The 13,362-nt window shown below is 53.4% G+C and carries 11 protein-coding genes; 7 read left to right on the plus strand and 4 right to left on the minus strand.

What is annotated here, in order from left to right:
- Positions 1-24 precede the first annotated feature (24 nt).
- From betC to K355_RS0106075, 4 genes are all read left to right on the plus strand, one after another.
- Positions 25-1,551 carry a choline-sulfatase gene (gene betC / locus K355_RS0106060; RefSeq protein ID WP_028791379.1) on the plus strand — a complete coding sequence of 509 codons (1,527 nt, stop codon included), beginning with the start codon at positions 25-27 and terminating at the stop codon, positions 1,549-1,551.
- Between the two features lie 194 nt (positions 1,552-1,745).
- Positions 1,746-3,395 (plus strand): BCCT family transporter, encoded by a 1,650-nt coding sequence (locus tag K355_RS23240; protein ID WP_022731223.1) that lies wholly within the window; start codon positions 1,746-1,748, stop codon positions 3,393-3,395.
- Between the two features lie 360 nt (positions 3,396-3,755).
- The gene (locus tag K355_RS23245) at positions 3,756-5,468 is read left to right on the plus strand and encodes an ATP-dependent nuclease (RefSeq protein WP_022731224.1); all 1,713 of its coding nucleotides are present in this window, start codon (positions 3,756-3,758) and stop codon (positions 5,466-5,468) included.
- A gap of 43 nt (positions 5,469-5,511) precedes the next feature.
- Entirely contained in the window at positions 5,512-6,906 is a 1,395-nt protein-coding gene (locus K355_RS0106075) for a UvrD-helicase domain-containing protein (protein ID WP_211219020.1), read from the plus strand.
- Between the two features lie 344 nt (positions 6,907-7,250).
- Here K355_RS0106075 and K355_RS0106080 read toward each other — a convergent pair whose 3' ends face one another.
- Both K355_RS0106080 and K355_RS0106085 read right to left on the minus strand, forming a co-directional pair.
- Complete coding sequence (locus tag K355_RS0106080; RefSeq protein WP_051145955.1) at positions 7,251-7,901, minus strand: glutathione S-transferase family protein; 651 nt, start codon at positions 7,899-7,901, stop codon at positions 7,251-7,253.
- 164 nt (positions 7,902-8,065) lie between these two features.
- On the minus strand, positions 8,066-8,962 hold the full coding sequence (locus tag K355_RS0106085) for a branched-chain amino acid aminotransferase (protein ID WP_022731227.1): 897 nt from the start codon (positions 8,960-8,962) through the stop codon (positions 8,066-8,068).
- 113 nt (positions 8,963-9,075) lie between these two features.
- Between K355_RS0106085 and K355_RS0106090 the strand changes: the two genes are divergently transcribed.
- The 3 genes from K355_RS0106090 to K355_RS0106100 all read left to right on the plus strand — a co-directional run bounded on the left by K355_RS0106090 (position 9,076) and on the right by K355_RS0106100 (position 11,910).
- Complete coding sequence (locus K355_RS0106090) at positions 9,076-9,600, plus strand: MarR family winged helix-turn-helix transcriptional regulator (RefSeq protein WP_022731228.1); 525 nt, start codon at positions 9,076-9,078, stop codon at positions 9,598-9,600.
- Between the two features lie 191 nt (positions 9,601-9,791).
- Positions 9,792-10,523, plus strand: a complete 732-nt coding sequence (locus K355_RS0106095) for a response regulator (protein ID WP_022731229.1) — start codon at positions 9,792-9,794, stop codon at positions 10,521-10,523.
- 52 nt (positions 10,524-10,575) lie between these two features.
- Positions 10,576-11,910, plus strand: a complete 1,335-nt coding sequence (locus tag K355_RS0106100; protein ID WP_022731230.1) for a HAMP domain-containing histidine kinase — start codon at positions 10,576-10,578, stop codon at positions 11,908-11,910.
- 96 nt (positions 11,911-12,006) lie between these two features.
- Here K355_RS0106100 and K355_RS0106105 read toward each other — a convergent pair whose 3' ends face one another.
- Positions 12,007-12,702 (minus strand): nitroreductase family protein, encoded by a 696-nt coding sequence (locus K355_RS0106105; RefSeq protein ID WP_022731231.1) that lies wholly within the window; start codon positions 12,700-12,702, stop codon positions 12,007-12,009.
- A gap of 212 nt (positions 12,703-12,914) precedes the next feature.
- On the minus strand, positions 12,915-13,316 hold the full coding sequence (locus K355_RS0106110; protein WP_022731232.1) for a RidA family protein: 402 nt from the start codon (positions 13,314-13,316) through the stop codon (positions 12,915-12,917).
- Positions 13,317-13,362 lie beyond the last annotated feature (46 nt).

Consider the following 13,362-nt stretch of genomic DNA (forward strand, 5'->3'; position numbering starts at 1 on the left):
CCTGTCCCGGAGTGCATTCGTTTCATGAAGTCCCCGAATATCCTGATCCTGATGGCCGACCAGTTAAACGGGACTTTGTTTCCCGATGGTCCGGCTGATTTCCTCCATACGCCGCACCTGCGCGCGCTGGCGAAACGTTCCGCACGGTTTAAAAATTGCTATACGGCATCCCCGCTTTGCGCACCGGGGCGCGCATCCTTTATGGCCGGGCAATTACCCAGTCGCACACGGGTCTATGACAATGCCGCTGAATTTTGCTCCGACATCCCGACCTATGCCCATCACTTGCGCCGCGCGGGGTATTACACCTGCCTGTCGGGCAAGATGCATTTTGTCGGGCCCGATCAGTTGCACGGCTTTGAAGAACGCCTGACCACCGATATTTACCCGGCTGATTTTGGCTGGACGCCCGATTACCGCAAACCGGGTGAACGCATTGACTGGTGGTATCACAATCTCGGCTCGGTGACCGGGGCCGGGGTCGGGGAAATCTCCAACCAGATGGAATATGACGACGAGGTCGCCTATAACGCCACGCATAAACTTTATGATCTGTCGCGCGGTCACGATGAACGCCCGTGGTGCCTGACCGTCAGCTTCACCCATCCCCACGATCCCTACGTCGCGCGCAAGAAATTCTGGGACCTGTACGAAGACTGCCCGGAACTGGAACCTGAAATCGGCGCGTTCGCGTTTGACGAACAGGACCCGCATTCAAAACGTCTGTTGCAGGCAAGCGACCATACCGCCTTTGACATCACGCGCGAAAATATCCGCCGATCGCGTCAGGCCTATTTTGCCAATGTGTCCTATATCGATGATAAAATCGGTCAGATCATGGATGTGCTTGAACGCACCGAGCAGGCCGACAACACCATCATTCTGTTCCTGTCTGATCATGGTGACATGCTGGGCGAACGCGGCCTCTGGTTTAAAATGAGCTTCTTTGAAGGCTCGGCCCGCGTGCCCCTGATGATGGCTGGACCCAACATCACACCGGGCTGCTACACCGATCCGGTCTCCACCCTTGATGTCACCCCGACGGTGGCCGATCTGGCCGGTATTTCACTCGATGAAATCATGCCATGGACGGACGGCACAAGTCTCCTGCCGGGCTTCTCGGGCACCAAACGCACCGAGCCGGTTCTGATGGAGTATGCCGCCGAGGGGTCTTATGCACCGCTGGTCTGTATCCGCGAAGGCAAATGGAAATACACCTATTGCCCGCTTGATCCTGAACAGTTGTTTGATCTTGAGGCCGACCCGCATGAGCTAAAAAACCTTGCCATTGATGCGGCCATTGATGCGGCCAGTGCCGAACAGCTCGAACAGTTCCGCGCGCAACGCGCCGCCCGCTGGGACATCGACAGTTTTGATGCGAGTGTCCGCGAAAGTCAGGCACGCCGCTGGATTGTTTATGAGTCTTTGCGCAATGGCTCCTATTTCCCGTGGGATTATCAGCCGCTGCAAAAGGCGTCCGAGCGCTACATGCGCAATCACATGGACTTAAACGAAGTCGAAGAAAAACAACGCTTCCCGCGAGGGGAGTAAAGAAGCTGCGCCGGTAGTCTTGTGGGACAGACAGACCGGCGCAGCTTCAATACCGAATGTTCAAATTATAAGCCGCCTGGTGGTCTGGTTCGGGTGCAGACCGCATTGTTGATCATCTGGCGTTGGGGGAACTCTGACGTCGATCATGGGGCATACACAACGAAAAGTTGGATACCCGGCACAGTGAGGTAAGTATGAAAGACAAAATGAAGGTGGGTCCGCTTGGGCCTTTCCCCCATGTCTGCAAGCCGGTGTTTTCCATCTCGGCCTTGTTGATTTTGGGGTTCATCGTGTTCGGCGCGTTTTTCACCGACACAGCAGCATTGGTTTTCACAACCGCCCAGTCCGCGATTGCGGATTATTTCGGTTGGTTTTTGATCATCGTTGCCAATCTGGCGGTGGTGGTCAGTCTTTATCTGGCGATTGGTCCTTATGGGCGGGTCCGTCTTGGCGCGCAAAGTGAAGCCCCCGAATACGGGCTGTTTTCATGGACGGCGATGCTGTTTAGTGCGGGGATTGGCATTGGCCTGCTCTATTGGGCGGTGGCTGAACCCCTGTATCATTTCTTTGCACCCCCGATGGCCGAGGCAGAAAGCATTGCCGCGGCCGAGCAGGCAATGACGATTTCGTTCCTGCATTGGGGCATTCACGGTTGGGCGATCTACTGCATCGTTGGTTTGTCGCTGGCCTATTTCCATTACCGCAAAGGTTTGCCGCTTTCGATCCGCTCAGCACTTTATCCGATGATCGGCGAACGCATTTATGGTCCGTGGGGGCATGCGGTCGATATTCTTGCGGTCTTTGGTACCATGTTTGGCATCGTTACCACGCTGGGGCTGGGCGTGATGCAAATCAGTGCCGGGCTCAATGGGTTGTTCGGTATTCCCGATACGCTGTTGGTTCAGATTATCCTGATCGGCATCATTACGATCTTTGCCACCATTTCGGTGATGGCCGGGCTCGACAGTGGGATCAAGCGGATCAGTAATTTCAACATTCAGCTCAGCTTTGTCCTGCTGGCCTTCATCGTGATTACCGGCCCGACGCTCTATATCTTCGACAGCTTTGTTGAAAATGTCGGCAACTACGTCAGTAATCTGGTCCAGCTCAGCTTCTGGAGCGAAGCCTATTCCGGCACCAACTGGCAGGTTGGCTGGACCATCTTCTATTGGGCATGGTGGGTTTCGTGGTCACCGTTTGTCGGTATCTTTATCGCCCGCATTTCACGTGGGCGCACGATCCGCGAATTCACCTTGGGTGTTCTGTTCATTCCGATCGTCATTCTGTTCTTCTGGTTCACCGCCTTTGGCGGGGTTGCGATCCATATGGAACTTCTGGGTGATCCCGGATTGATTGAGGCCACCAAGCAGGGCTACGGCAATGCGATCTTCAAGTTGCTGGAATTCCTGCCGCTGACCAAGTTTGTCACCGCTGTGGTGATTGTCATGATCGTTGTCTGGTTTGTGACCTCCTCAGACAGTGGCAGCTTTGTCATCGACATGCTGACCGCAGGTGGGCACACCAACCCGCCGCGCGTTCAACGTCTGTTCTGGGCCATGACCGAGGGGGTGATTGCCGCCATCTTGCTTGTCGCAGGCGGGCTATCGGCCCTGCAGGCGGCGGCCGTTGTGGCGGGCTTCCCGTTTGCCTTTGTCATCCTTGTGATGATGTATGGGCTACTCAGAGCCTTGGGACGCGATCATCTTGTCATGTACCGCTATAAACAGTGGTTCGAGACAGAACATGACGCCGACCACAATCTGCCCGACGCCTATGTCGGCGAAACGGAGTTGCCCACCACCCCCGAAGCCCCGCAAGGCTCGGTCGGCGCAACGCCCAAGTAACCTGAAAACCACGTAACAACACACGTGTAAACGGACGGTCTGGTGCAAACTGGACCGTCCGTTTTTGTGTTCCAACAAGGACACAGACCTGCAAAGGAGGGGCATCGTCCGGGCTATAATCCTGCGTGGCTATGTCGCATGCTGGTGGCCACCTCGTTTGGTTAATTAAGCATTCAGCTAGCTTAGATGTCGGGGCGTTCACATCATGCTTTTCAATAGAATGATTTCGCCTTCAGTCAGCTTGAATAGACCGAGAAATTGAAAATACGATAATGGAGGAGCCCCTTTTTAGTTGCATTGTTTGTATATCAAAGTTCTTTTAAGTATGCGTTGCGGGATATACAAAGAGGGGATTGCCATATGAAAATACGCTCTCTGTCTATAAGGAATTTCCGAGGTATTAGTGAGCTGGCTTGGGCGATCCCTAATGCGAACATTGTGTGTTTGATTGGGCGAGGAGATTCAACCAAATCGACAATTCTTGAAGCCTTGCGTCGCTTATTCTATCCCCAATGGAATCTTTCTTTCGACGATGCGGATTTTCATCTTTGCGACCCATCGAGGCACATAAGGATAGAGGCCATTCTAGGCGATTTGCCTGATGCATTCCGAGACCTAGAAAAATATGGTCACTGGCTCTGTGGCTGGAATCTCGAAACACGCAAGCTAATGATTGATCCCGGTGAGGGTTTGGAAGATGTATTGCGCATTCGCCTTGATGTTGCTGATGATCTTGAGCCTTCATGGTCGATTATCAAGAATGCTGAAGATGAAGGGGTGCAGTTCAAGGCGTCTGACAGAGCCAAAGTTGCTGTTAGTCTGATCGGAGCTGTGTCTGACAGACATCTTACTTGGTCGCGTGGATCGATCTTGAGTCAGTTGACTGAAACCGAGAACATCACGTCATCGTTAACCAGTGTTGCGCGTGCGGCCAAAGCGGCATTGGATAATCGGCGAGGGGCGGATTTAGCGGACTTTGATGCAGTAGCGAGAGCCGCTGAAACCACAGCCCGTGCACTCGGTGTTAATGTTGCTGCATCCTACAAGACTCACCTTGATACTGATGCTATCAATGTTCGGATCGGTGGGCTCGCGTTGCACGATGGCGATATGCCGCTGCGACAGCTTGGGCTCGGTTCAAAACGGATGCTAACGACGGGCTTACAGAAACAGGCTCTGCGCGAACAGCATATCACGTTGTTTGATGAGGTCGAGGTTGGCCTTGAGCCACACCGTATTGCGCGTCTTCTGAAGCACTTTAAGGAAGATGCTACAGGGCAATATTTCCTGACGACTCATTCTCCTGTGGTGCTCCGAGAATTAAATGTTGGCGACCTTCACATCGTTCATCGCAATGGTGGTCTAATCAATGTTGTTGCGGCTAAAAAGCCTGCAATTGCAGAGGCCGTTCAGGGAAGAATACGTGTTGGTGCCGAGGCGTTTCTTGCTCCTAAGATCGTTGTTTGTGAAGGCGCTACTGAAGTAGGCTTTTTACGCGGCCTTGATGATTATTGGCATACATCAGAACATATGGAGTCGTTCGCCTATAGGGGAGTAGCTCTTTTCGATGCGAATGGGGCGGGGAAAATTAAGGACATTGCTGAGAATATAAAAGAGCTTGGCTATGATGTTGCTGTTCTCGCGGATTCTGATGCACCAAATCTTTTTTCTGAAGCAGATGCTCAAGCGCTTAGGGACGCCAGCATAACTGTCACGAAATGGGATAATGAGCTCTCAATAGAAGAACGTATTTTCTTCGACGTTCCGTGGGCAGGTGTGATGAGTTCATTTGAAGTGGCGAGGGAAATCTGGGGCAACGACCAAAGCTTGCTCGACCAACTTAGAACTCAGTTCGGTCAAGATTTCAACCGAGACTTTGCTAGATGGGTTGATACTCGAGAGCTTCGAACTGCACTCGGAAAGGCGGCCAAGACAGGCGACTGGTTCAAACGGCAGGCTTGGAGCCAAGAGTGGGCTCTCGTTATTGCCGGTCACCTTAGGGACGAGGCTATCCGTGGGTGCGATTTGGTCCGACAGCTAGACGGTTTGCGGAATTGGATCGACGATGTGTGAGCTGTCAGACATTCTAGCAGCTTACCGTGGGGCTGGATTTGTCATGGCCCCCGCAGGCTTCGGCAAGACCCACTTGATTGCCCAAGCGACGGCACAAAGCTCTGGAAGACAGCTGATCCTGACGCATACCTACGCGGGGGTAAACGCCTTGCGGCGCAAAATGCGCACACTTGGGGTCGGCGAGAAGTTATATCGCATCGAGACAATCGCAAGCTGGTCGCTGCGACTTGCGCTTTCCTATTCAGCAACATCTGGCTGGGTTTCGGAGCGTCCCGCCGACAATGAACAATGGGGCGAACTTTATGAAGCGAGTTCGTTTCTACTTGATCACGAATTCATCCGTAGGATCGTTCGCTCCTCTTACGACGGGCTTTATGTTGATGAGTACCAAGACTGCTCGACTGGCCAGCACGCCGTTGTTCTTAAGCTCGCACGTGATCTGCCGTGTCGGGTACTTGGCGATCCATTGCAAAGTCTATTCGATTTCGCGGGACAAAATCCAATAGACTGGAGGCAAGACGTTGAAGGTAGCTTTGAGCGTCTTGGTGTTCTTGAAGTGCCGCATCGTTGGATACACGCGGGCGCGGGTGATCTTGGTGCATGGCTTCGAACTATCCGGACCCGTCTGGAACAGGGACAGCCCATCAATTTGAACATGAATCTTCCAAGGGTTGTCAGCGTCATGCAATCACATGATGATCCGCAGTCGCTGAATCGATCGCAGGGCAATACGTGCCGTTATTTTCAATGCGATAGTTCACACACGGTCATCGCGATTCACAAGGGGAGTCAAGAGTACAAAGAGAAGTGTCACATACTTTCACGAAACCTTGGAGGTGTGTTTTCCTCAATTGAGGAAGTAGAAGGCAAAGCCCTCTTCTCGTTCATACGGAAAATTGAGCGAGCGCGAACTGAAGAAGAGAGTTTAAGGGAGGTTATCACATTTGCAAAACGTTGTATGACCGCCGTTGGGCAGAAACTTCCAGCGGGGACCTGTCGCGGAGAATTGGTCAATGTACGGGCAAATACTCGTAATCCCTTCGCAGCTCGCGCAGCAAATGCCTATCTTGCTGCATCAAACAGCGCAACCATGGCGGACTTTCTTCTGGCGCTACGGGAAACGGCCGGTATCGAAGTTGTGAGATCTGACTTGTTTAATAGGGTTTTAAGCGTTCTCCGCAAGCACTTACTACATCCGGAGCTGTCACTTTCCGAAGCCGCGGAGAAATATCAGGGGGAGTTCCGTCACAAGGGCCGTCCAGTTGGCCGACGTAAGCTTATTGCTACAACATTGCTGGTTAAAGGATTGGAATTCGATCATGCTATCATCCTTGATGCCGCATCCCTTTCTAAGAAAGAGTTGTATGTTGCGCTGACTCGTGGCGCGCGGTCGCTCACTATTGTCTCGACTAATCCGGTGCTTACTCCTGCAGATTGAATGACTCGAAAAACGAAAAGGGCATGTTAAAAAACCGAGGAAGGTCCCTTTCCCAAGTTCAGCTCAATGGGACCGTCTGCTTTTTAAGGTAAGGGATCACAAGCCCCAAGCCCCAAGACGTAAAGACAGCGTGATCCACAATCTCGGGAATGTCTTTCACGCAACCCTATACCGACGGAATTGAATGCCCTATCGCCCATTCCGGGTTGGGTGATGGCCCTCCACGACACGGGGTCAGAGCTTCCCCATACGCTGCCGCGCGCAAGGATATATTGTATGAGGAATAAAAAGGCCATCCGTGGACCGGATGGATTTCGGTTCTCTATGGAATGAAGAGACGCATTTCAGTCATGGGTTTGGCCAGAAAATCGGGTTTTAACCATAGAATCCCGGGCGCAGAAATCCTCATACCATTTGCTTAAGGTCGGGCGGCCAGTTTTGAAATCGATCAATTCGCGAAACGCGATCCAGTCAAGCCCGGTGGCCAGCGCAATGTGACCGATTGTGACCGGGGTTTTGGGATCAAGGGCTGTTTCAAGATGGTCAAACGCCTCGATCAATTTGGCCTTCTGCCCGTCGGCCAACGGCGGATAGCGAAGCTCTTGCGGGCGACGGTTGGTCTCCCAGCGATAGAGCACACCGGCATCGCACATCCCTTGCGCCAGGGCATGTAAACGCAAGGCATGCCAACGTTTTGGGGCTTTGTGCGGGATCAGTTTGCGGCCTGAATGTAGCCGATCAAGGTAGTCACAGATCACCATCGAATCATACAATGTCATGCCGTCTGGCAGGATCAGGACCGGCACCTTGCCCAGTGGGTTGGCGGCAAAGACCGCCTCATTGCGGTTGGTCGGACTGGTTTCATGATGCACAACTTCAATTCGCGCTCCCAGCCCGCACTCAAGGGCAAACACCAGCACCTTGCGCGCGAACGGCGAGTGGGTTTGATACAGCAATGTATGATCGGATTTTAAATCATCAGACTTTTTATGCATGAATGTGCCGCTGCCTGCCACGTTAGTCGTCTTTGCCGCCTTGATATCACCTTGGGCCATCCCCGGCACGGCGATTATGTGCGTACAATAAAAAACGCCCGGTCCATCAGAACCGGGCGTTTATTCACTGAAAATGAATAATCACGATGATTATTCAAAAAAAACTATTCGGCAGCAACCGCCGTTTTCTCACCGCGCACCAGCGCCATGTAATCTTCCATCATCGCTTTGCAGACGGTCGCAGGCGTAAATTTATACGGCCCGATTTCGGCAACCGGGGTCACCTCTGCGGCTGTTCCGGTCAGGAAGCATTCATCAAAATCGGCCATTTCTTCTGGCATGATTGCGCGCTCAATCACCTCATACCCGCGCGCCTTGGCAAGGCCAATTACCGTGCGGCGCGTGATGCCATCCAGGAAGCAATCAGGGGTCGGTGTGTGGATCTGATTATCTTTGATAAAGAACACGTTAGCACCAGTTGCCTCGGCAACCTGACCCCGGTAATCAAGCATCAGCGCGTCGGCATATCCTTTGCGCTCGGCTTCGTGTTTCGACAGGGTGCAAATCATGTAAAGGCCTGATGCCTTTGCATTTGTTGGTGCTGTATTCGGGGCCGGACGGGCCCATTTCGACAGATCGAGACGAATGCCCTTAAGGCGTTCTTCGGGCGCGAAATAGCTTGGCCATTCCCAGCAGGCAATCGCCACATTGATGTGGGTTGTCTGGGCGGAAACCCCCATCATTTCGCTGCCGCGCCAAGCAATACGGCGGACATAGCCCTCATTGATATTGTTGGCAGCCAAGGTTTCAATCACCGCATCATCAAGCTCAGCCGAGCTGTACGGGATATTCATATCGAGGATTTCACCGGACTTGATCAGGCGTTCGCCATGCTCTGCCAGCTTGAAAACCTTGCCATTATACGACCGCTCACCTTCAAACACCGCACTACCATAATGGACAGCGTGGCTCAGCACGTGCAAAGTACTTTCACGCCAAGGTTTAAGGGCACCATTATACCAGATAAAACCGTCACGGTTGTCGAAGGTCGGAGTCGTCATTTGCCAAATTCCAATTCAATTTCGCTCTTGGGCGTAACTTTATGTCCTTATTTGTCTGGTCGAAGTAACATTCATAGATTAATATGTCAATATAACTGACATAACGGAAAAGCATGGCAGATATCTCTACACGCAAGGTCAACCCGCTTTTCCTGCGGGAAGAAGAGCTTAGGCAAGGCATCGAACTGTTGTTCTATGCCTACCGTGATTTCACTGCGGTCGCAGACCAGGTGCTTGAGCAATATAATTTCGGGCGCGCCCATCATCGGGTCATTTATTTCGTAAGCCGAAACCCCGGCATTACGGTCAGTGACCTGTTGTCGATCCTGCGCATCACCAAGCAGTCGCTGTCACGCGTGCTCAGCCAGTTGGTCCGCGAAGGGTTCATCGATCAGAAAACCGGTTTGCAGGACCGGCGTCAGCGGCTTTTGACCCTGACCGACAAGGGCGATGCGCTTGAGCGTGAGATCACTGAAAAGCAACGCGGGCTGATTGCCGCAGCCTACCGCGAAGCCGGGGCCGAATCGGTCGAAGGGTTCCGCAAGGTTTTGCTGGGCATGCTTGAAGAAGATGATCGCAAACGGTTTGAGGAAGACGGCCCCAGCGGTCCAAACGGCCTGCGCCGACGCGCCGGGTAAAGTTTAAGGGGGTCATTGGCCTGCTGCTGTTTCGCGCAGGCCTTGCGGCGGTATGGTTAAAAGGGGCATTTTGCCCCTTTTGTCATGAATTGTCATAAAGTTATGATGGCGAGCTTGATGCTTTTGAAACACTTTTTGGCCCAAGTTACTCGGCATAAGTCAGAGATGATTTCGGTGTTTGGGGGAGTTTGATGAGCAAAGCAGATCAGCCACATGTTCTTGTGGTCGACGATGATGATCGCTTGCGGGGGCTTCTAACCCGGTATCTGGGGGAGAACGGATTTATCGTCTCAGCGGCGCGGAATGCGCAAGAAGCCCGATCCAGCCTTGCCGGACTTCAGTTTGACTTGATCGTACTGGACGTCTTGATGCCCGGCGAAAAGGGTTTCGATCTGGCGCGAAGCTTGCGCGAGTCTGGTTCAAAGGTTCCGATCTTGCTGTTAACGGCACTTTCGGAAACGCAAGACCGCATTACCGGACTTGAAGCCGGGGCCGATGATTACCTTGCCAAGCCGTTTGAGCCCCGCGAACTTGTGTTGCGGATCGAAGCCATCCTGCGTCGGTTTGCCCAAATGCCCGATCCGGATGCTGATGTCGATGAAGGGGGGGGCGACGATGATGTCGTGCGGTTTGGCCCGTTTTCGTTCGATTCTGCACGCATGACATTGCAATCGGGGACGGAGCACATCTATCTGACCACGTCCGAGCAGGCACTGTTGGCGGCATTGGTGACGCGGCGCGGACAAATCACATCGCGCGAGGAACTTCATGGTCTGATGGGCGGCAATGCCGTCGATGCCGGGGCGTCACGTAGCATCGATGTGCAGGTAACCCGCCTGCGTCGAAAATTTGAAGAAGACCCGAAGCAACCAAGATACTTGCAGACAGTGCGTGGTCGGGGCTATGTGCTGTATGCAGATTGAACTGAAACGATGATTGTGATCAGGTGTGGCGAAATGAACAGGGAAGTGCACCGTGGGTAGTGAACGGAACGGATGGATCAAGCGATTGATGCCGACAGGCCTTTTGGGCCGGTCGCTTTTGATTCTGATGACGCCGATGTTGCTGTTGCAGATTGTCACTGTGCTGATCTTTTTTGAGCGCCACTGGGACACGGTCGCACGTCAGCTCAGCCGTGGACTTGCCGGTGATGTGGCCTATGTCATTGATTATCTGGGTCAGTTTCCTGACGAAGAACATTACCAATGGATTCAGCATTCAGCCCGCGGGCGCATGCAACTTGATCTGGTGTTTGAACCAGACGAGATTTTGCAGGAGGAAACCACTGAACCGCCGTTTGGTCTGGTGTCCGAGGAATTGTTTAATGCCCTTGATGAGCGATTGGCGCGTCCGTTTTATTTCAATCTCGATCTGGATGACCGCCAGCTTGAAATTCGGGTTCAACTGAAAGAGGGCGTGCTGTCGATCGTCGCCCCGCGCAAACGACTTTATAATTCAACCACCTATATCTTCTTCATGTGGATCGCCGGATCGGCCCTGATCCTGTATGGGGTCGCGGTGATATTCATGCGCAATCAAGTGCGCCCGATCCGCCGTTTGGCGAAGGCTGCTGATCAGTTTGGCCGGGGTGTTGATGTCGAGGACTTCAAGCCCGAAGGGGCGTCCGAAGTTCGCATGGCGGCAACATCTTTCTTGTCGATGCGCGACCGTATCGGGCGGCATTTGTCGCAACGCACGGCCCTTTTGGCCGGGGTGTCGCATGACCTGCGCACACCTTTGACCCGCATGAAGCTTGAACTGGCGATGCAGCAATCATCGCCGGGTGTTGATGCGCTCAAGCAGGACGTGGTTGATATGGAACGCATGGTCGACGCCTATCTGGCGTTTGCGCGCGGTGAAGAAGGTGAAAAGGCCGAGCCGACTGATATTGGCAAACTTCTGACCGATCAGGTGGGCGAGGCCTTGCGCGATGGTCAGCAGATTGATCTGCATATCGAAGACAATCTTGATATGGAGCTCCGCCCGCAATCGATGCGCCGCTGTATTGCCAACATCATGTCCAATGCCGGGCGATATGCCAATAACCTGTCGGTGCGCGCCGGTCGGCGTGGGCCCGATTATGAAATTGTCTTTGATGATGATGGTCCGGGCATTCCGGCCGATAAGCGCGAAGAAGTCTTCAAACCGTTTTTCCGGCTTGAGGAATCACGCAATCAGGCCACCGGCGGCGTCGGGCTTGGCATGACCATCGCACGCGATTCAGCGCGTGGGCATGGCGGCGAAGTCGTGCTGGCGGATGCACCGGGCGGTGGCTTGCGCGTGCGCCTGATCTTGCCGGTCGGGCATTAAGGCCGCGATATTTTCCAGTCCCGCATTTAGCGAATACCAAAAGCCCCGTAATATGTTTACGGGGCTTTTGTCGTGTCGGGCGATAAAAATGGCCGCTTAGAAGAATGTCGCGATTTCAGACAGCGGCTTTTTCTCGGTCGCGTGGGTTGGGATGGTCGCGTCTGATGCGGGATAGCCCGTGACCAGAAGAATGTAGGGTTTGTTGTGGGCAGGCCTTTGACAGATATCGGTCAGAAAGCTCATCGGGCTTGGCGTGTGCGTCAGGGTTGCAAGGCCCGCACGGTGCAGGGCGGCAATCAGAAAGCCCGTCGCAATGGAGACCGATTCCGGGACGTAATAGTTCTTGCGCAGCTTGCCGTCGGCCGAGGTGCTTTTGCGTTCGCCAAAGATGCAGATCAGCCAGGGAGCGATTTCAAGAAACGGTTTGCTGTCATCCGTGCCCAGCGGACCAAGTGCGTCGAGCCATTCTTCGCCGCCACGTCCCGCGTAAAAGGCGCGTTCTTCTTCCTCAGCCGCATCGCGGATCTGCTTTTTCATCGCCGGGTCGCCAATGACCGAAAAATGCCATGGCTGATGATTGGCGCCATTTGGCGCGGTTCCTGCCGCACGGATGCAGGTTTCAATAATGTCGCGCGGCACGGGCCGGTCAGAAAAATCGCGCACGGTGTGGCGGGTTTTAATGTCGTCATAGAAACCCTGAGCCCGCGCGCGCATCTGCGCCACATCATATTCCTGATAATCTGGCAGGGGGATCGGAACGAAGTCAGTTGTCAGGCCCTTGGTGGCAGTCATGGCACTTTCCTGAAATTGTTGTTTTATTAAATTGTCAGACAATCGTACGGGGAGATGTGCCCTAGAGCAAGTGTCAACAGTAGAATTTTGGGGCAAAGCCAGCATGTTTGGGTGAGAGGTCGGGCTGGTGGCCAGATATCGGCCAAGCATCTTGTGAGGTCCCAAAGCGCCCTGCCACAGCAAAAATGCAGCAGGGCGTTTATCGGGAGAAATCAAACCTTGGCAGGAATGCGGGCGATCACTTTGATTTCGAAATCGAACCCGGCAAGCCAGTTGACACCAATCGCCGTCCAGTTCGGATAGGGCGCCTGATCAAAGACGGTGCTTTTTACGTCCATGATTGTTTCGAACTGATGTTCTGGATCTGTATGGAACGTTGTGACGTCAACGATGTCATCGATGGTGCAGTCTGCGGCCTTGAGCACAGCCTTGAGATTGTCAAATGCAAGGATGACTTGCTTGCGGAAATCGGGTTCGGGAGAACCGTCTTCGCGGCTGCCGACCTGGCCAGAAACGAAGAGCAGGTCACCGGACTGTATGGCCGCTGAATAGCCATGCTGTTCATAAAGATCATGACGGTTTGCGGGGAAGATGGGTTTGTTGGTAAGGGGCATGTTGTCCTCATTCAGGTAAGAGTGGAATTGTTTTGGGTATTCACAT

The organism is Thalassospira lucentensis MCCC 1A00383 = DSM 14000 (genome assembly GCF_000421265.1).
Taxonomy (GTDB): Bacteria; Pseudomonadota; Alphaproteobacteria; order Rhodospirillales; family Thalassospiraceae; genus Thalassospira; species Thalassospira lucentensis.